The following is an 18,788-nucleotide window of genomic DNA, read 5'->3' on the forward strand; positions in this document are numbered from 1 at the left end:
GGTGGTGCTAGTGACCGGCGGCGGCCAGGTGCGGCATGGCCGGGCGCACCTCGGCCAGCCGTGCCGCGCGGGGCGTGTTGCGGCTGGTCAGCGCGCGCACCTCACCGCTGGTGACGACGGCGGTCACGCCGGGGATGTCGCCGATGGCGAGCGCGCCCAGCGCGTCGGGCGCGGTCGAGCCCCACGGCGCGTCGATCACCACGAGGTCGGCGGCGGCGCCGGGCCGCACGAAACCGGCGGGCAGCTCCCACGTGCGGGCGTTGTTGCCGGTCGCGGCGGCCCACACCACGGCGGGGTCCACCGACGTGAGCGACGACAGCTCGGCGACCGTCTTGAGGACGCCGAGCGGCATCACGCCGGTGCCGGTGGGCGTGTCGGAGCCGATCACCACGCGGTCGAGGCGGCCCTCGGCGTGGCACTTCTCCAGGATCCGCACGGCCGAGCGGAGGTTGCCGGCCTGCACGAGCTGCAGCGCCATGCCGGTCTGCTCGATGATCGTGTCCACGCCCTGCTCCGAAAGCGAGGTGGGCCCGCCGTTGATGTGGCCGCAGACGTCGGGCGCGAGGTGCAGCAGGTGGTCGGGCGTGATCGGCTTGCTGCCCGGGATGCTCGCGCCGCCCGAGTGGCACATCACCGTGATGCCGTGCCGCTGCGCCGCGCGCACCTGCTCGTAGCCGTCGGCCGGGTCCTCGTACAGCCCGAAGCCGAACTTGGCGAGCCGGACGCCGGCCTTCTCCAGGTCGGCGAAGTCCTCGTCGGTGAGCACCGGTTCGAGCACCACGGCGCCGGCGTGCACGGTCATGCCACCAGGCCGGAAGTTCGCGAAGCACGAGCGGGCGGCGATCGCGAGCGCCTTCACACCGATCGCGTCGTGCGGGCGGCCCTGCGCGTGGATCTCGCCGGGCGACACCACGCTGGTGATGCCGCCGTGCACGTAGCTGGCGAGGAAGTCGACGGTCTTCTGCCGCGGCGTGTAGTCGCCGAGCACCACGTGGCAGTGCGAGTCGATGAGCCCGGGCGCCACGGTGGCGCCGTTCGCGTCGAGCACCACCTCGCTCGCCTCGACCTGCGCCGCGAGGTCCGCTCGACGGCCCACGCCGGTGATCAGCCCGTCGACGGTCACCACGGTGTCCGCGTCGGGGACGATCGGCTGCCGGTGGTCGCCGGAGAGGATCGTGCCGGCGCCGATCACCGCGAGGCGGCTCACTTCGCGGCCTCGGCGACCGTCATGCCGCCGACGCGAGCGTTGACCCGGCCGCGGTTCGCCACGGCGGCGATGATCACGAGCTCGTCGGGCCGCGGGCTGTCGGGCACGGTGAGCGTGAGCGCGTCGTAGTGGCTCCGGACCCAGATCTCGTCCTTGTAGGCCAGGGGAACGTCGATCGTCGCGTCGGGACCCGCCACCTTCGTGACCGAGGTGATCCAGGCCTTGCCGCCGCCGATCGCGTCACGCAGCGCGTTGCCGAACATCGACGTGAGCGCGGCGTTCACGTGCTCCTGCTCGCCGTCGGTGCCCACGAGGCCGGCTTTCCCGTAGCTCTCGGCCGGTTCGCCGAGCAGCGCGAGCGCGCGCTCGCCGAGCTCCGTGCCCAGCTCGCCGGAGGCGTCGACGATCTCGGTGAGGTCCTCGACGTACCCCCGCCCGGCCAACGGGTTCGTGACCACGGCGCACACGGCGACCTTGCGCAGCGGCCCGCGGTCGTCGGCCCGGCCGGCGACGCGGCGGATCTCCTCGACCTGGTCGAAGGTCTTGCGCACAACCAGAAGGCTCACTGGTTTCCTCCGTAGACGCGTAGCGGTGATGACCACGACGTTAGGGAGGATCTCCGCCCGGCACCGTCCCCGTTCGGGTGTAATCGGGACCGGCGTCCGTCCTTTGTGGATGGCTGGGTGTGCCGGGGATGGAGCTACTGGGCCGAGCCGTCGTGCACGGCCACGGTCGGCTCCACACCCTCGGCGCCGACGACGTCGGCCCACACCGAGAAGCCGTGCTGGAACGTGACCACGCCGGCCTCGGGCAGCGTGATCTCGATGGCTTCGAGGATCTCTTCCGGCGACACCCCGAGGTCGAGCGCCACGCGGATGTGGCTCGCGATGTGCCCGGCCGACGCGCGCATCACGGTGAGCGTGGTGATGAAGATCAGCTCTTTGGTGACCTGGCTCAGCCGGCGTTCGTCGGTGTAGGCGGCCGAAATGAGACCGTTGGCGGCTTTGAGCACGGGAAGATCGGCCTTGGCCATCAGCTTGTGGTAGGGCAGCACGTAACCACGGGTGCGGGCCATGGCGTTGACGTACTCGAGTGCTTCGTCCTCCGGTGCGGTGGCTTCGAGGGCAGGGCCGGGCGCACTGTCGTGTTCGGACACGGGTGAATCCTTTCGGGGAACGGGTTTCAGCGGGAAGCCGAGTCGGTTTCCTCGGCGAAGATCCGGGGCAGGGCGGCGAACCGGGCCTGCGCGACGTGGTGGCTGCCGGCGAGGCGGGCACCTTCGGCGTCGCCGGCCACGATGGCCTGGCACATCGCTTCGAGCTCGCTGATGCTCTGCTCGGTGCGGCCCTGCGCGGCCAGGGAATGGCGGCGCAGCAGCTGCACGCGGGCGTGCAGCCGGCGCAGCGACGAGGTGAGCTCGGGATTCCCGGCCCCGTCGAGCAGGGCGCCGTAGAACCGGTCTTTCGCGGCGAGGGTGTCGTCGATCGAGCCGGTGCGCATCGTCGCGGCGGTGTCGCGCAGGCACTCCACGAGCGCGCGCTTCTGCTCGGGTGTGCCGCGCTGTGCGAACAGGCTGCACGTCAGTGCTTCCAGGGCGCCGCGCAGCTCGAACAGCGCCTCGGCGTCCTGGTAGGTGATCCGCGCGACGGACGCGCCGCGGTGCGCCTCCACGGTCACCAGCCCCTCGGCCTCGAGCTGGCGCAGGGCTTCACGCAACGCCGTGCGCGACACGGTGTGGCGTTCGCACAGTTCGCGTTCGTTGAGCCGCGTGCCGGGGCGCAGCTGCCCGCCGGTGATGGCGGCGCGCACGTCGTCGGTGAGGCGTTCCCGGGTCGAGCGCTGCCCGGTCGTCGTGGCCTGTGCGCCCGGACCGGTCGTCTGCTGCCCGGTCACCGGTTTTCCGTCCAGCGAAGCATGTCCCGCGTGTTCCTCACCGAAAAGCCCGCGTTCGGGCCGGGAAGCAACCACCGCGGTGGTTGCCGGTTGTCGCACCGGATCGTACGACAATCCGAGGCCGCTGGGCAATCACGCGCTGAAACCGGACGAGGTCACACTGTGGTTGTCGGCAGGTGGCTGGCTGCGGTTGTCGTACGATTTTGCGGCAACGGACCTGACTTCTGTTACCCGTTCGGGTACCTTCCGGGGGGTCGGGTCCGTCGGGTGGTTGACCCCGCGGCGGGCCGGGATGCATCGTGAAGCACTTCACAGGCCATCGTGGGCCTGCCGAGAAGAGGTGATGCCGGTGGCGCCCGCGCCCAGCACTCGCGCGCCCTCGCCCGAGGGTGGCCACCGGTTCGCCGCGGCCCTGCAGTCCGCGCTCACGGTCGGCGACGTCGAAAACGCGTTTCTCGAATCCGCCGGCGAGGTGATCCCGGCGCCCGGTTACGGGCTGTACCGGATCGACGCCGACTCCGGCAGCATGATCGATTTCAAGGCCCAGGTCGAGACCGACTTCCTCACCGACTACGAGACCTACGGCCGCCAGGACGACCCGTTGCTGGAGTTCGTGCTGCGGCAGAACGAGCCGGTGGACTCCTCGCGGGTCGTGTCGCGGCAGGCGTGGGAGGACTGCGCCGCCCGGGCGGCGCTCGACGTCGGCGGCTACTACCACTCGCTCGAAGCACCCGTGATCGTGTCCGGGATCCTCTACGGCACCATGAACTTCGCGCGCCGCGAGGGGCAGCCGGCGTTCAGCGACGCCGACCTGGTGGCCGCGCGGCTGGCGGGGGAGCAGCTCGGGCTCGCGACCGAGCGCGCCCTGCGTTACGAGGAGAGCGGGCACCGGGCGAGCCGGCTCGAGCACTCGCTGGACCACATCCCGCAGGCGCTGGTCGTGACCGATCTCGAGGCCCGGGTGTTGTTCCGCAACCGCGCGGCGCGGGCGGGCGAGCGCAGCGCGTCGACCGCGGCGCTGGTCGACGACAGCATCGTGGAGGCGATGGAGGAGTTCCGCGCGCTGGGCAAACGCGTGTACACCCGCACCGCCGTCGACCGGCAGACGCAGCGGCGGGTCGTGGTGAAGTCCTTCCGGCTGCCCGATCGTGACGACGCGGCACTCACGCTGGTCTTCGAGCAGGTGCCGGACCAGGCCGATCGCCTGCCGTCGTGGGACGTGCTGTCCAAACGGGAGCAGGAGATCGCCGAGCTGGTGAGCCAGGGCCTCACGAACAAGCAGATCGCCGAGCGGGCCTTCGTCAGCGAGAACACCGTGAAGCAGCACCTGAAACGCGTGTTCGCGAAGACGGATGTGCGCAACCGGGCCGAGCTCATGCAACGCATCTGGGCCGCCGGCGGCGCCCGGCCGTCCTGACCGTCCTGTTCGGACCGGCCGCTCCACGGTACGGTGCGAGGAGCGGCCGGTTCCGGCTGTCACCACCATCGGTCAGAGCACTTTGGTCAGCCACGCGTCGATCTGCTCGGCGAGCCGCGGCCACCCCGGGTCGAGGGTCACGCCGTGGCCCACGCCCGGCAGCAGGATCTTGTCCGCGTCGAGTTCCCCGGCGAGGGAGAAGACGTAGTCCGGCGGGGTCAGCAAGTCCTTCTCCGCACCGACCACGAGCGCGGGGACCTGCACGGCGGCAACGTCCACTTCGGCCGTCCACCGCGTCGCCTGCCACACCGCGGCCGGTGATTCCGGCTGCAGCCGCGGGTACAGCGCGGCCGCCGTCTCGTCGTCGACCCCCGAGTAGAACAACGTCCGGGAGGTCTCCGCGTCCGGTGGTCCCCACGGTTGGTCGTGGTCGACCGGCAGCTCGAGGGCCTCGGGTCCGTGGGGTCGCGGAACCACCGGCGCCAGCAGCACGAGGGCCGCGAGCTCACGTTCGGTCGTGGCGGCGTAGTTCAGCGCCGCCAGGCCGCCCATGCTGTGTCCGATGAGGACCGGCGGCCCCGCGGCCGCCTCCACCGCGACGTCGATTTCCTGGCGCACCGCGAGAATCTCGCGCCGCAGCCATTCCTCGTCCGGCAACTTCGTGGAGCCGCCGTGGGAAAACCAGTCGAGCGCGGCCGAGTCCCGGCCGTGCCCGGCGAACCACTCCTGCAGGTTCGCCCACTGCCACCTTCCGTGGCAGCCGCCGTGCACCATGACGATCGGGTTCGGCTTGCGGCCGGCCTCGGGCGCCGTGAACTCGGTCAGCGCCACGCCGTGGACCACCCGCTCGCTCTTCGCGGCGCCGATGATCTTGTTGTCAGGTCTCATCTTCAGAACCTACTGAGCACGCGGGCTCGCCCGCGTTACCCGAGGGAGTACTTTCTCCCCGCGGGAAAAGATCACCAACCCACGGCGAGACCGTCGAGTTCGGACCAGAGCGCCTCGGGAATCGGTGCGGTGAGGTGGCGGGCGTTCTGCTCGACCTCGGCCGGCGTGCGCGCGCCGAGGACCAGCGACGTGACCGCCTTGTGCCGCAACGGGAACTGCAGCGCGGCCGCCGGTAGGGCGATACCGTGACGGGCGCAGGCCGCGGCGAGCGTGGTGACCTTCTCCCGGACCTCCGGTGGCACGGGCAGGTAGTCGAAGTGCGCGTCCGGCCCGGGGTCGGCGAGCACGCCGCTGTTGAACACCCCGCCGGCGACCACGGCGACCCCGCGCTCGGCGCACCGCGGCAGCAGCTCGGTGGCGGCAGTGCGGTCGAGCAGGGTGTAGCGGCCGGCCACGAGCACGCAGTCGAGATCGGCCTCGGCCACGAACCTCGCCAGCATCGCGGCCTGGTTCATGCCGACGCCGATCCGGTCCACCGCGCCTTCCTCGCGCAGGCGGGCCAGCGCCGGGTAGGCGGCGCCGAGCGCGGCTTCCCAGTGGTCGTCGGGATCGTGGATGAAGAGCGTGTCGAACCGGTCGAGGCCGGTGCGGTCGAGGCTTTCGGCGATCGAGGTGTACACGCCGTCGGCGGAGTAGTCGCGCACGCGCACGAGTCCGTCCGCGCCGGGGCGCAAGAGCCGGCCGAGCTTGCTGGACACGGTGAACTCGGCGCGTGGCCGGGTGCGCAGGAACTCGCCGAGCCGGCGTTCGGCGACGCCGGCACCGTAGTGCGGTGCGGTGTCGAAGTAGCGGATGCCGCTCGCCCACGCCGCTTCGAGCGTGGCGCGCGCGGTGGCTTCGCCGACGTCTTCGTACAGGCCGCCGATCGCGGCGGTGCCGAGGCCGATGGCGGTGGCCGGGTCGGTGGTGGCCGGGGGAGTGGTGGCCGGGTCGGTGGCGGGCCGGGTCATCGCGGGTCTCCCGGTCCGGCGCCGTGCACGCGGCGCAGCCAGCGTTCGGTGGTGCTGATGTGCACGAGCGCCGCGGCCTGCGCCAGCCCGGCGTCGCCTTCGGCGAGAGCTTCGTAGATCGCCTCGTGCTCGGCGAGCGTCCGGTCGGCGGACTCCGCTTCGACCATCCCGCGCCACACCCGCGCCCGCAGGGTGCCGCCGGCGATGCCGTCGAGCAGGGTGGCCAGCGCCTCGTTGCCGGTGGCGGCGGCCACCGCGCGGTGGAAGGCGGCGTCGTGCTGGTTGAGCAGTTCGACGTCGCCGGCCGCGGCCCGCATCGCCGCCAGGTGACCGTGGATCTCGGTGAGGTCCTCGCGCGTGGCCCGGGTGGCGGCGAGCCCGGTGGCGATCGGTTCGAAGAGCCGCCGCACCTCCGTGAGCTCCAGCAAGGTGTTGCCGTGCATGAGTTCCACGGCGAGCCCGAGTCCTTCGAGCAGGACGGTGGGCGCCAGGCTGGTCACGTAGGTGCCGTCGCCGCGGCGCACGTCGAGCACTCGTGCGACGGCGAGCGCCTTCACGGCTTCGCGCATGGGGGAGCGGGAGATGCCCAGCTCGGTGGCGAGCTGCTGCTCCGGCGGCAGCTTCGAACCGGGCGGCAGCTTGCCGGACTGGATCAGCTCGCGGATGCGGGCGATCGCCTCATCGGTGAGTGACACGCGGCGACGGTAGCCCCAGACATGTGATGTCTGCAAGCGGTTACCCCGACCGGCCGCCGATTTTCCGGGATCTCTGGACACTCGGGCGCGCCTCGCCTACACATACATATGTTGTTTGAGCCTCGCGAGCCGAACTCCCGTCTCCCTCCCCCCGGACGAAGGAGTCCCTCATGCCCGAACCCGGTTTCTCGCGCCGGAGCCTGCTCGGCGCGGCCATGGCCGGTGGCGCGCTCGCCCTCACGAACGCCGCATTCGCCCGCGTGGCCTCGGCCGCCGAACCGGCCGCGGGATCCGCACCCGACCAGGACTACGTGCTGTGGTTCGACGAACCCGCCACACTCTGGCAGGAGCAGGCGTTCCCCGTCGGCAACGGTTCGGCGGGCGCGATGATCTACGGCACCGTCGACTCGGAGCAGATCCAGTTCAACCACGACACGCTGTGGACCGGCGGCCCCGGCTCCCACGACGAGGGCCACGACTACAACTTCGGCAACTGGTACGACGAGCGGCCCACCGCGCTCGCCGACGTGCGCGCGACGATCGCGGCCACCGGCAGCGCCGACACCGGCCCGGCGACGGCGGCGCTCGGCCAGACGAAGTGGGGCTACGGCGCCTACCAGACCTTCGGGGATCTCTTCCTCGACCGCGCGGCACCGGCCGGCGAGGTGGCCGGGTACCGGCGGCAGCTCGACCTCGCGACCGGCCTCGCGAGCGTCGCGTTCACCACCGCCGACGGCGTGACCCACCAGCGGGAGCTCTTCGCGAGCTTCCCGGACCACGTGATCGTCACGCGCCTTTCCGCGAGCCGCCGCGGCCAGGTGTCCTTCACCGCCCGGCTCGCCACCGCGGACAACCGCACCGTCGCGTATTCGGCTCAGGACGGCCGGATCACGATGCGGGGCGCCCTGACCGACAACGGCCTGGTGTTCGAGGCGCAGGTGCGAGTGCTCGCCGAGGGCGGGCGCGTGAGCACCGACGCGGCCGGCACGGTGACCGTGACCGGCGCGGACGCGGCGACGCTCGTGCTCGTACCCGGTACCGACTACGCGCCGGTGTACCCGCACTACCGCGGCGAAGACCCGCACCGCACCGTCACGTCCACAGTGGACTCGGCGGTGCGTCGGGGCCACGGGGCGCTGCGCGCACGGCACCTGGCCGACCACCGGGCGCTGTTCGGCCGCGTACGCGTGGACCTCGGGCAGCAGCCGACGACGCTGCCGACCGACGAGGCGCTGCAGCAGTTCAAGCAGGCCCGCAACCAGGGCCAGATCCCGGCCGACCCGCAGCTGGAGATGCTGCACTTCCAGATCGGCCGGTACCTGCTGATCGGTTCCTCGCGCGCGGGGTCGCGCCCGGCGAACCTGCAGGGCGTGTGGAACGACTCGACCACGCCCGACTGGCAGTCGGACTACACCACGAACATCAACCTGGAGATGAACTACTGGCCCTCCGACGTGACCAACCTGCCCGAGACCGTGCCGCCGCTGGTCGACTTCATCGAAGGCCTGCGGGAGCCGGGACGGGTCACCGCTCGGGAGCTGTGCGGTGTGCCGGACGGCTTCGCGGCCATGAGCCACGTGAACGTGTTCGGCTACACCGGCGTGTCCACCAACGCCGCGACCTGGGCGCCGGAGTCGACCGCGTGGCTGGTGCGCCAGCTGTGGGAGCACTACCTGTTCACGATGGACGAGGACTTCCTGCGCCGGCGGGCGTACCCGATCCTCAAGGAGCACACGCGGTTCTGGCTCGGGTACCTCGTGTCCGACACCGACGGCAGTCTGGTGGTGAGCCCGAGCTTCTCGCCGGAGCTCGGCCCGTTCACCGCCGGGGCCACCTATTCGCAGACGATCGTGTGGGACCTGTTCTCCAACACGCTCGCGGCGGCGAAGGTCGTCGGCGACCACGCGTACCAGCCCGAGCTGGCGCGCACGCTCGCGAAGCTGGACCCGGGGCTGCGCATCGGCTCGTGGGGGCAGCTGCAGGAGTGGAAAACCGACCTGGACGAGCAGGACAACGGCCACCGGCACATGTCGTTCAGCTACCCGCTCTTCCCCGGACACCAGATCACCGCCGAGGGCACGCCGGAGTTCTACGAAGCCGCGCGCGTGGCCGTGGCGGCGCGCACCAGCCACACCGCGCAGAACGACATCGGCTGGAACCGCGCGCAGAAGATCAACGTCTTCGCGCGGCTGCGCGACGGTGACCAAGCCCGTGAGCAGCTCGACCACCTGCTGTGGCGCAACACCTTCGCCAACTTCCTCAACGACTGGCCGTTCCAGATCGACGGCAACTTCGGCGTGGCGTCCGGCGTCGCGGAGATGCTGGTGCAGAGCCACGCCGGCTTCGTGGAGGTGCTGCCCGCGCTGCCGACCGGCTGGGCCACCGGCTCCTTCCGCGGCCTGCGCGCTCGCGGCGCGTTCACCGTGAACGCCTGGTGGACGGCGGGCCGCACCACGAAGGTCGAGGTCACCTCCGACGCGGGCAGCGACCTTCGGCTGCGCGCCACGCTCCTCGCCGCCCCGGTTCGCATCCACACCACGGGCGGCCCCACGCCGCGCTTCACCGTGCGCGACCACGAACTCTCCCTGCCGACGCGGCGCGGCGCCACCTACACGGTCACCCCCGCCTGACCCCCTCGCTCCCGGCCTGGTCAGCCTCGGCTGGCCCGGCCGCGGGCGTGGGCGCCGAACAGCCGCGCGGCTTCGTCGGGGTCGCCGGCGGCCAGCGCCGTGACGAGGTCGCCGTGGCGTTCGGCCATGGCCGACCAGTCGCCGTCGTAGAGGGGGTTGCCGACCACGTGCAGCCCCCACAGATTGGGTTCGATGGTGCGCCACAGCCGGGCGAGGAAGGAGTTGCCGCTGGCGGCGCAGACGTCGCGGTGGAAGGTGATGTCGGCTTCGCGGAACGCCCCGATGTCACCCGCGGTCGCGGCGGCGCGCATGCGGTCCACGGACTCTTCGAGCAGGCGCAACGTCCGCGGCTGCACGCGCGCCGTCGCCTGGCGGGCCGCGAACTCCTCCAGCACCACCCGGACGTCCCGCACTTCGCGGGCCTGCTCGGCGGAGATCTCGGCGACGTAGTTGCCCCGGTGCGGAAGCGAGCTCACGAGCCCCTCGTGCACGAGCCGTTTGATGGCCTCGCGCGCCGGCGCCTGGCTCGTGCCGAGCTGGCGCGCGATGGCGGACTCGACGAGCCGCATCCCGGGCCGCAGGTCGCCGTCGATGATCTGCTGGCGCAGCACCTGGTGCACCTGGTCCGACAGCAGGCCCTGCCCGGCGCGGTCCGGAGTGGACAGCCGGGTCGGCGCGGGCTCCGGCGTGCGGTGCTCGCGCCAGATCCGCGACACCGTCGACTGCGAGAGCCCGACCGTGCGCGCCAGCGAGCGCGTGGTCGGGACCTCGCCGCCGCGGCGCGCCTCGGCGATCGCCGAGAGCACGAGCCGCTCGGCTTCCGCGCGGTCCTGGCTGCGCGGCCGGCCGGGCCGCGGGGCGTCGGCGAGGCCGTCCGGGCCGCGGCGCAGGAACCGGTCCCGCCACTTCGCGACGGTCGCCGCGTTCACCCCCAGCCGCCGCGCCACGGCGTGCACGTCGAGGCCGTCGGCGCAGCTCAGCACGATCCGGCTGCGCAACCCGAGCGGTCCCGAGTCCTGGCTCGCCCACCCGAGCAGCGTCGAGCGCTCGGCGTCGCTCAGCCGCACCGCGGCGTCCTCCGTCATGGACACCGAGGATACACACTTCTGACTCGATGACAGGATTTCTGGCTTGTTCTCCGCGTTGACAAGCCAATTCGCCGAGACGTACAAATCACTCAGCAGTCGCTAGCTGAACCCGAATTCCAGATCTTCCCGACTCACCCGAGTCATCCCCACCAGCTTTCACAGCTTTCTCAACGAGGAGGAGCGATGCGGCCAGCACGTACCCGCGGGGGCATCGCCGTTGTCGGCGCCGTGCTCTCGCTCGCCCTCGCCGGTTGCGGCGGAGGCGGTTTCGCGGATTCCGGATCCGCGGGCGGCGAGACCGGCTCGATCCGGATGCTCGTGAACATCACCCCGAACCTGACCCAGGACTTCTGGGACAAGCTCGTGGCGCCGTTCGAAAAGGCGAACCCCGGCGTCGACGTGGTCGTCGAGGCACCGTCGGGCAAGAGCGTTTCCGACACGCTGCAGCAGGAGCTCGCCGCGGGCAACTCGCCCGACGTCGTCGAGACCCTCATGGCCGACAAGAGCCTCGAGCCGCAGCTCGTGGACCTGACCGGCGAGGACTGGGTCAAGGACACGCCGCTCGTGCAGCAGGCTTCGCTCGGCGGCAAGATCTACAACGTCGGCGTGGGCGAGCAGGCCCAGTCGCTGGTCTTCTACAACAAGGCCGCGTTCACCAAGGCCGGCATCACCACCCCACCGTCCACACTGGACGAGATGACGCAGGACCTCGGCAAGCTCAAGGCCGCGGGCTACCTGCCGCTGCAGACCTCCGGCGAGTTCGCCACGGGCCTGCAGTTGCTGCAGCTCACCGACCCCGCACTGGCCGCGGCGAACCCGAAGTTCTACGCGGACGTCAACGCCGGCAAGACCACCGTCGGCAAGGCGATGCTGCCCTACCTGCAGCTCTACCAGTCGTGGCTCGACCAGGGTTACGTGGACAAGAACGCGCTCGGCCTGAAGTACGCCGACGCGGAGACGGCGTTCCTGCAGGGCAAGGCCGGCATGTTCGTGATGGGCAGCTGGTTCACCGCCTCGGAAGCCAAGGCGAAGAAGGACTTCCAGGTCGGTGTGTTCGCGGCGCCGGTCTCGGCCGGGCAGCCGAGCCCGGGCGCGCAGGGCGCCACCATGGCCGCGCCGTACCTGATCCTGAAGTCGACCCAGCACCGCGACCTCGCCACGAAGCTGGTGCGCTGGCTCGTGACGGACCGGACGGCCGTGGCCGCGCAGCTCAAGCAGGACGGCAACTTCCGCACCGGCACCCAGCGCGAGTTCACCCCGCTGGAGCAGGACGTGCAGAAGATCCTCGACGCCGCGCCCGCCAAGGTCGCGCAGGGCGAGGGTTACGGCGACGCGACGCTGCCGCGGGGCTTCAACGCCGCGTGGAACACCGAGGTGCAGGGCCTCTACATCGGACACTCGCCGCAGACGGTCGCCGACGCCGTCGACCACTGGGTCTCGGCGCACGCGAAATGAAGCTTTCGCCGAAGCGCCGGGACGGCGCCGTCGCCACCGCGGTGATGGTGCTGCCGGCGACCGTGCTCTACACCCTGATGCTGATCGTGCCGGTGGGGCTCGCCATCTACCTGAGCCTCACGAACTGGGACGGCTACAGCGCGAGCCCGGCGTTCGTCGGCGGCGCGAACTACGGCGAGGTGCTCGGTGACCCCGAGTTCCGCCGCGCCGCGTTCGTCACGCTGCTCGCCGCGGTGGCCGGCACGGTCCTGATGAACGTGCTCGGCCTCGGCTTCGGGATGCTGGTGAGCCGCACGTCGAAGGTGAGCTCGGTCCTGCGGACGATCCTGTTCTACCCGCACGTGCTCTCGGCGCTCGTCGTCGGCTTCCTGTGGAGCGCGATCCTCGGCACCAACGGCGCGATCAACAGCTTCCTCACCAGCCACGGCGCGAAACTGCTGCCGTTCCTGTCCGATCCGGACTGGGCCACGGTCACGCTCGTCTGCGTGCTCGTGTGGGCCGGGTTCGGCGTGTCCACGGTGCTCTACATCGCCGGGTTGCAGACCGTGCCGCAGAGCCTGCTGGAAGCGGCGCGCATCGACGGCGCCACGCGCTGGCAGACCTTCCGGCACGTGACGTTGCCGGCGATCGCGCCGGTGGTCACGGTGAACCTGGTGCTGAGCCTGATCACCCTGCTCAAGACCTACGACCTGGTCGTGTCGCTCACTTCGGGCGGCCCGGCGGGCCAGACGCAGACGCTGGCCTACCTCATCCTGTGGAACTCCTTCCACGACGGCCGCCTCGGCTTCGGCTCCGCGCAGTCGGTGGTGCTGATGATCATCACCGCCGGGCTCGCGCTCGCCGTCACCCGCCTGCGCCGCCGCGCCGACCAGGGAGCGCACGCATGACCACCGCCACCCGAGCCGCTCCGGCCCCGACGTCCACCCCGCCGCCGCGGACGCCGGTCGCCGCGCCGAACCGTGCCGGGCGCAACCCGGTGCGGCTGGTGTTGCGCGGGCTCGTGCTCCTGGTCGTCGCGGTTGTGATGCTCGTGCCGCTGTACCTGTTGCTGGTCAACGCGTTCAAGGACCAGCAGGCGATCCTGGCCGACCCGTTCGGGTTCTCCGGCGGGCTCACGCTCGAGCACCTCGGGCGGGCGCTGCAGAACCCGCGGTTCTCGATCGTGAAGGGCTACGCGATCACGGTGCTGTTCGTGGTGCTGGTGAACGTGTTCTCGGTGCTGTTCGCCGGCCCGGCCGCGTACGTGATCGCGCGCAGCGACAAGCGGCTGTTCCGCGTGCTGATGGTGTTCTTCCTGGCCGGCACGTTCATCCCGAGCCAGGTGCTGGTGATCCCGGTCGTCTACGTGCTCAAGACCCTCGGGCTCATGGGCACGATCCCGGGCTACGTGCTGTTCGAGACCACGCTGACGCTGCCGTTCTCGATCTTCCTCTACGCCGGGTTCATCCGCACCGTGCCGCGCGACCTCGACCAGGCCGCGGCGCTCGACGGCTGCGGGCGGATGCGCACGTTCTGGCGGATCGTGTTCCCGCTGATGCGCCCGGCCGTGGCGACCATGGTCATCCTCAACACGTTCTCCGTGTGGAACGACTTCGTGAACCCTCAGACGATCCTCGGCCCCGGCAGTGGCCTCTACACCGTGACCACCGGGATCTACGCGGCGGTCGGGCAGTACCAGACCGACTACACCGTGGTGTTCCCGACGCTGCTGCTCGCCGTCGCGCCCCTGCTCGTGTTCTTCGTGATCATGCAGCGCCACATCATCTCGGGCCTCACCGCCGGGTCCACCAAGGGCTGACCCGCCCGCCCGGTTCCCCTCAGAAAGGCAACCATGACCACCACCCCCACGGTGGCGGCGACCGTCCCGCTCGGCGCGCCACCGGGCTGGGCCGTGCTCGAACGCCGCTTGTTCGACGTGCTCGACACGGCGTGGCGCACGTTCGCCGCCCGCTACTGCGCACCCGACGGGCGCCTGATCTTCCGCGGTAACGGCGAAAGCCGCGACGGCGCCGACGACTTCTACGAGGCCTTCTTCAACTGGCCCACGCTCTACCAGCTCGGCGGCGCCGACGACCTGCTCGAAGCCAGCAAGCGCCACTGGACCGGCGTCACGCGCCAGCTGACCGAAGCCGGGTACCTCGTGGACGAGTTCGAACGCGGCTACGACTGGTTCCACCAGGGTGAATCGCTGCTGCTGTTCTACGGCATCTGCGCCGCCGACCCGCAGGACGAGGCCTTCCGCGACCGGGCCCGCCGCTTCGCCGATCTGTACTTGCCGGGTTCGCCGGCCGGCAACTACGACCCCGCCACCCGCACCATCCGCGCCCCGCACAACGGCGCCGGCGGCCCGCGCTACGGCATCAGCGACGAGTGGCAGAGCTACCACGCGGACCTGAAGTCCATGCGGCCCTTCGGCCTGCCGCTGCCCGACGTCGAGGGTGTGCACGAGTGGGCCGACCTCGCCGATCCTGCGAAGGCCCGTGCGATGGGCGCGGCGATGCAGGAGCGCATCGGCCGCGGCGACACCGCGGTGAACCTCGCGGCCACCGGCCTCGCGGCCAATGCCTGGCTCTACGGCCACGAGGACCGTTACCGCGACTGGGTGCTCGAGTACGTGGACGCGTGGCGGGATCGCGCGGCCGCGAACGACGGCGTGCTGCCGGACAACGTCGGCCCCCACGGCGTGGTCGGCGAGCTGCACGACGGCCGCTGGTTCGGCGGCAACTACGGCTGGGCCTGGCCGCACGGCGTCTACAGCGTGGGCGCGGCCGCGGTGATCGCCGCCGTGCACACGGTGCTGCTCACCGGGTCCGCCGAGCGGCTCGACCTCGGCCGCGGCCCGCTCGACACCGTGGAGGCGCACGGGATCCGCGGCACGGTCGCGGGTTCGGACGCGAGCATCCGCGACCGCTGGGAGGCCGAGCTCGACGTCGACACCGAGACCCTGCTCGTGCCCAACCGCCACAGCGACGACGGCTGGTTCGACCACCAGCCGCCGCAGCTCGGGCTTTCGGCGTGGCTGTGGCAGGCCGCCGGCCAGCCGGCCGACCGCGAGCGATTGGACCGGCTGCACAAGGCGAGCGGCTACGACTGGGCCGAGGTCCGCGGTTTCCGCAACAAGGAGGAGGCCGGTCACGAAGCGCCGTGGCTGGAGTTCCTGCGCGGCGCCAACCCCGGGTACCCGGAGGCGATGCTGCGGACCGCGCTCGGTCAGGTCGCGCGCCGGCTCGCGCTCATCGAGGCGGACACCGCCGATCCCGCGTCCGTCCACGTGCACCACTGGCAGCGGCACAACCCGGTGCTCACCGAAGCGTTGCTGCAGCTCGTGACCGGTACGCCGCAGGTGCTCTACAACGGCGGCCTCCTGCCGACCCGGCTCGCGTACTTCGACGCCGGCCGCCGCCGCCCGGGCCTGCCGCCGGACGTCGCCGCGCTGGTGGACGTCGCGACCGACGACCACGTGCGCGTCGAACTGGTCCACGTCGGGCCGGCGGGCGAACGCCGGGTGCTCGTGCAGGCCGGCGGGTTCGGCGAGCACCGCATCGACCGCGTGACCTACACCGCCGCGGCGCCGGGCTATCCCGGCGACCCGCGCGCGTACACCGCGCCGGAAGTGCCGACCTCGCAGGAGACCGCCGACGTCGGTGGCCCGCGCCTGGAGGTCGTGCTGCCGCCCGGCCACGGCGTGCGGCTCGACCTGTTCCTGACCCCGCGCGCCTACCCGGCCGCGCACCACAGTTTCGACCAGTGAGGAGCCGACCAGTGGAACGCAACGGAGACACCGCGCCGGCACCGGTGTGGGAGCTCCCGGTCCGCGGTGCGGACCCGGGCCCGGTGGATCCCGCGCTGGTGCGCGGGCTCGACGGGGTGAGCTCCGCGACCGCGTGCGCCAAGCTGCACCAGCAGGGCATCCGCCGCACCTTCGTGGAGGGGCCGAAGCCGCTGCACGAAGGCCAGAAGGTGACCGGGCGCGCCGTGACGCTGCAGTTCATGCCGCAGCGCGAAGACGTCGCTTCCGGCGTGGCGCAGGAGTACGTGGAGCGCAGTACCGCGCTGTGGGCCGTGCTGGAGGAGATCCAGCCCGGTGACGTGCTCGTGGTGCAGGCCTACGGCAGCCCGTTCACCGGCTGCTTCGGCGACATGCTCGTGCGCTACTTCAAGCGCAAGGGCGGCGCCGGGATCGTCGTCGACGGCCGCATCCGCGACTCGCCGCGGGTGGGGCAGCTCGGGGTGCCGATCTGGTGCACCGGCACCACGCCGCACTACGCGTCGCAGGCCGAGCTCTTCCCGTGGGCCTACCACACCCCGATCGCCTGCGGCGGCGTGCTCGTGCTGCCCGGCGACCTCGTGGTCGCCGACGACGACGGCGCGGTGATCGTGCCCAGGGCCAAGGCCCCCGACGTGATGGAGGCCGCGCGCGACCACGAGGAGTGGGAGCGCTTCAGCCGCGCACGCCTGGAAGAAGGCGCGCGGCTGTCCGACTACTACCCGCTGACCCCGGACTCGCGCGCCGAGTTCGAGGCCTGGCGGGACCGCCGCCACCAGTGATCGATCCGCAGCACACCCACGCGAAGGGAATCGCATGTTCGGTGGAACACGCAAGAAACTGCTGAGAGTGGGGGTGGGGGTCGTGCTGCTGGCGGGGTTCGTCAGCGTGCAGTCCGCCTCCGCCGACGTCCAGGGGCACGGTTCGTGCACGCCGCGCGAGCTCTACGTTTCGACGCAGGGCAACGACAAGGCGGACGGTTCGGCCAAGCACCCCTGGAAGACCGTGCAGCACGCCCGCGACGAGATCAGCAGCCACGGCTGGAACTCGGCGAAGGACATGCGCTGCGACATCCACGTGAACCTCGCCGCCGGCGACTACCAGGTGGACCAGACCATCTCGTTCGATGAAGGCGACTCCGGGGCCAACGGGCACCAGGTCGTGTATCGCAGCGCCGACGGGCCGGGCAAGGCGCGGCTGCTCGGCGGCGCGCCGATCACCGGCTGGCAGCCGTATGAGGGCGCCATCTACAAGGCGCCCTTCGACAAGACCAAGCCGTTCTACACGATGTTCGAGAACGGCGAGCGCGCCACCGTGGCCCGCTACCCGAACCGGGCCACGCCGGACACCTGGGCGCCCTACCTCACCTCGGCGCTGCCGGACATCTCGAAGGAAGCGGTGCACAACTGGCTGTGGTCCAATCCGGGTGACTGGGACCCGAGCTGGGACCTCTCGCAGGCCTCGCTCACGATCTGGTCCGGCGGCAGCTGGAGCTGGTTCACCGACACCGTGCCGATCCTCGACGTGAACTTCACCAAGAACCAGCTCACGATGAAGTACAACACCCGCTACGCCTTGCACAACAGCGGCGGCGGCTCGCGCTACTTCCTGCAGAACTCGCTGGACTTCCTCGACCAGCCCGGCGAGTTCTACGTGGACTACAAGAACGGCGAGGTCTACTACTGGCCCAAGAACGGCGCGCAGCCCACGGACAGCTCCGTGATCCGCCCGACCGTGCAGACCGTGCTCAACGTGGCCGGCAGCTCCCCTGAGCACCGCGCCCACGACCTCACCTTCGACGGCCTCGGCGTGCAGTACTCCGACTACGTCGACTGGTACCGCAACGGCTGGATCAACGACGGCGACTCGGGTGACGTGCACCAGTACCCGCAGTACGACCGGCAGGTGGAGATGCCGCGCGACCGCTTCGGCGCGGTGCGCGTGACCAACACCTCGCACATCACGCTGAAGAACGCGCACATTTCCGAAACCGGCTTCACCGGCGTGTACGCGCTCTTCGCCAACGACCACCTGGCGGTGACCGACAGCCTGCTCGACCACATCGGCGCCGACGGCATCAAGGTCGAAGGCGGCTACCCCGGTGAAGGCGACATCTCCAACTACCACCTCTTCACCGACAACTACATCCACCACTTCGGCGAGCTGGTGCCGGGTGACGCGTCCGGCGTCGAGCTGATGGACACCGGCCACAACGAGGTCAGCTACAGCGTGATCGACCACAGCGCGCGCTACGCGGTGAGCCTCGAGGCGCGCCCGGAAGTGCTGGCGAAGGACGACTACGCGCAGAACAACACGTTCAAGTACCTGAGCCTGCAGGAAGCCGGGCTCGACAGCGGTGACATGGGCGCGTTCTACACCTACGGCGTGGACAACTTCGAACCGCACACGCTGGACAACTACGTGTCCCAGGTGGTGATCGGCGACGTGCTCCCCGACGCGTCGATGCCCGACAGCGGCACCCGCGGCGTGCACATGGACGCCGGCGGCTGCGGGTTCTCCTTCACCGACATCGAGGTCGGCAAGGTCACCGACGACAAGTACCAGAGCTACCAGTGCAACACGGTGACCAACGCCAACTGGGCCACCGGGTTCGACCAGTCGCGGATGCAGTACGACAAGATCGGGGTCACGGCGGCGTTCCCGTACCCGCGGCCGCCGGCCACGGTGTCGCCCACGAAGTGAGGCCGACGGGGGCCGGGCTTCGCGCCCGGCCCCCAC

The 18,788-nt window shown here is 71.0% G+C and carries 16 protein-coding genes; 8 read left to right on the plus strand and 8 right to left on the minus strand.

The window, feature by feature from the left end:
* Positions 1–7: 7 nt before the first annotated feature.
* The 4 genes from VSH64_RS07450 to VSH64_RS07465 all read right to left on the minus strand — a co-directional run bounded on the left by VSH64_RS07450 (position 8) and on the right by VSH64_RS07465 (position 3,100).
* Positions 8–1,207, minus strand: coding sequence for an amidohydrolase family protein (locus tag VSH64_RS07450; protein ID WP_326834752.1), 1,200 nt, complete (start codon positions 1,205–1,207; stop codon positions 8–10).
* Positions 1,204–1,773: an amino acid synthesis family protein gene (locus VSH64_RS07455; RefSeq protein ID WP_326834753.1), complete on the minus strand. Its 570-nt coding sequence runs from the start codon at positions 1,771–1,773 to the stop codon at positions 1,204–1,206. Before VSH64_RS07455 ends, VSH64_RS07450 begins: the two co-directional genes overlap by 4 nt.
* Positions 1,774–1,907: 134 nt before the next feature.
* Positions 1,908–2,363 carry a carboxymuconolactone decarboxylase family protein gene (locus VSH64_RS07460; protein ID WP_326834754.1) on the minus strand — a complete coding sequence of 152 codons (456 nt, stop codon included), beginning with the start codon at positions 2,361–2,363 and terminating at the stop codon, positions 1,908–1,910.
* A gap of 26 nt (positions 2,364–2,389) precedes the next feature.
* On the minus strand, positions 2,390–3,100 hold the full coding sequence (locus VSH64_RS07465) for a GntR family transcriptional regulator (RefSeq protein ID WP_326834755.1): 711 nt from the start codon (positions 3,098–3,100) through the stop codon (positions 2,390–2,392).
* A gap of 343 nt (positions 3,101–3,443) precedes the next feature.
* On the opposite strand from VSH64_RS07465, the gene VSH64_RS07470 reads away from it, so the two are divergent.
* Positions 3,444–4,517, plus strand: a complete 1,074-nt coding sequence (locus tag VSH64_RS07470) for a LuxR C-terminal-related transcriptional regulator (protein ID WP_326834756.1) — start codon at positions 3,444–3,446, stop codon at positions 4,515–4,517.
* A 72-nt stretch (positions 4,518–4,589) separates the two neighbouring features.
* Here the strand turns inward: VSH64_RS07470 and VSH64_RS07475 are convergent, their stop codons facing one another.
* The 3 genes from VSH64_RS07475 to VSH64_RS07485 form a co-directional block, all read right to left on the minus strand.
* Positions 4,590–5,405 (minus strand): alpha/beta hydrolase, encoded by an 816-nt coding sequence (locus VSH64_RS07475; RefSeq protein WP_326834757.1) that lies wholly within the window; start codon positions 5,403–5,405, stop codon positions 4,590–4,592.
* 71 nt (positions 5,406–5,476) lie between these two features.
* Positions 5,477–6,415, minus strand: coding sequence for an aldo/keto reductase (locus tag VSH64_RS07480; protein ID WP_326834758.1), 939 nt, complete (start codon positions 6,413–6,415; stop codon positions 5,477–5,479).
* Positions 6,412–7,110, minus strand: a complete 699-nt coding sequence (locus tag VSH64_RS07485) for a FadR/GntR family transcriptional regulator (protein ID WP_326834759.1) — start codon at positions 7,108–7,110, stop codon at positions 6,412–6,414. Before VSH64_RS07485 ends, VSH64_RS07480 begins: the two co-directional genes overlap by 4 nt.
* A 170-nt stretch (positions 7,111–7,280) precedes the next feature.
* Here VSH64_RS07485 and VSH64_RS07490 point away from each other — a divergent pair, with 170 nt between their 5' ends.
* Positions 7,281–9,740 (plus strand): glycoside hydrolase family 95 protein, encoded by a 2,460-nt coding sequence (locus tag VSH64_RS07490; RefSeq protein ID WP_326834760.1) that lies wholly within the window; start codon positions 7,281–7,283, stop codon positions 9,738–9,740.
* 20 nt (positions 9,741–9,760) lie between these two features.
* On the opposite strand, the gene VSH64_RS07495 is transcribed toward VSH64_RS07490, so the two are convergent.
* A complete protein-coding gene (locus tag VSH64_RS07495; protein WP_326834761.1) occupies positions 9,761–10,825 on the minus strand; it encodes an FCD domain-containing protein in 1,065 nt (354 codons plus the stop codon).
* 186 nt (positions 10,826–11,011) lie between these two features.
* Between VSH64_RS07495 and VSH64_RS07500 the strand changes: the two genes are divergently transcribed.
* From VSH64_RS07500 to VSH64_RS07525, 6 genes are all read left to right on the plus strand, one after another.
* Complete coding sequence (locus tag VSH64_RS07500) at positions 11,012–12,283, plus strand: ABC transporter substrate-binding protein (protein ID WP_326834762.1); 1,272 nt, start codon at positions 11,012–11,014, stop codon at positions 12,281–12,283.
* Positions 12,280–13,170, plus strand: a complete 891-nt coding sequence (locus VSH64_RS07505) for a carbohydrate ABC transporter permease (protein ID WP_326834763.1) — start codon at positions 12,280–12,282, stop codon at positions 13,168–13,170. Before VSH64_RS07500 ends, VSH64_RS07505 begins: the two co-directional genes overlap by 4 nt.
* Positions 13,167–14,081 carry a carbohydrate ABC transporter permease gene (locus VSH64_RS07510; protein ID WP_326834764.1) on the plus strand — a complete coding sequence of 305 codons (915 nt, stop codon included), beginning with the start codon at positions 13,167–13,169 and terminating at the stop codon, positions 14,079–14,081. The genes VSH64_RS07505 and VSH64_RS07510 overlap by 4 nt, the downstream gene beginning before the upstream one ends.
* Positions 14,082–14,114: 33 nt before the next feature.
* Positions 14,115–16,034: a hypothetical protein gene (locus VSH64_RS07515; protein WP_326834765.1), complete on the plus strand. Its 1,920-nt coding sequence runs from the start codon at positions 14,115–14,117 to the stop codon at positions 16,032–16,034.
* An 11-nt stretch (positions 16,035–16,045) separates the two neighbouring features.
* Positions 16,046–16,831, plus strand: coding sequence for an RraA family protein (locus tag VSH64_RS07520; protein WP_326834766.1), 786 nt, complete (start codon positions 16,046–16,048; stop codon positions 16,829–16,831).
* A gap of 67 nt (positions 16,832–16,898) precedes the next feature.
* Positions 16,899–18,752, plus strand: a complete 1,854-nt coding sequence (locus VSH64_RS07525; RefSeq protein ID WP_326834767.1) for a right-handed parallel beta-helix repeat-containing protein — start codon at positions 16,899–16,901, stop codon at positions 18,750–18,752.
* Positions 18,753–18,788: the final 36 nt, after the last annotated feature.

The organism is Amycolatopsis rhabdoformis (assembly GCF_035918295.1).
Lineage (GTDB): Bacteria > Actinomycetota > Actinomycetes > Mycobacteriales > Pseudonocardiaceae > Amycolatopsis > Amycolatopsis rhabdoformis.

Coding starts and splice junctions, on each gene's coding strand:
- VSH64_RS07470 (WP_326834756.1), top strand. CDS start 3,444: ATGCCGGTGGCGCCCGCGCCCAGCACTCGCGCGCCCTCGCCCGAGGGT.
- VSH64_RS07475 (WP_326834757.1), bottom strand. CDS start 5,405: ATGAGACCTGACAACAAGATCATCGGCGCCGCGAAGAGCGAGCGGGTG.
- VSH64_RS07480 (WP_326834758.1), bottom strand. CDS start 6,415: ATGACCCGGCCCGCCACCGACCCGGCCACCACTCCCCCGGCCACCACC.
- VSH64_RS07490 (WP_326834760.1), top strand. CDS start 7,281: ATGCCCGAACCCGGTTTCTCGCGCCGGAGCCTGCTCGGCGCGGCCATG.
- VSH64_RS07495 (WP_326834761.1), bottom strand. CDS start 10,825: ATGACGGAGGACGCCGCGGTGCGGCTGAGCGACGCCGAGCGCTCGACG.
- VSH64_RS07500 (WP_326834762.1), top strand. CDS start 11,012: ATGCGGCCAGCACGTACCCGCGGGGGCATCGCCGTTGTCGGCGCCGTG.
- VSH64_RS07505 (WP_326834763.1), top strand. CDS start 12,280: ATGAAGCTTTCGCCGAAGCGCCGGGACGGCGCCGTCGCCACCGCGGTG.
- VSH64_RS07510 (WP_326834764.1), top strand. CDS start 13,167: ATGACCACCGCCACCCGAGCCGCTCCGGCCCCGACGTCCACCCCGCCG.
- VSH64_RS07515 (WP_326834765.1), top strand. CDS start 14,115: ATGACCACCACCCCCACGGTGGCGGCGACCGTCCCGCTCGGCGCGCCA.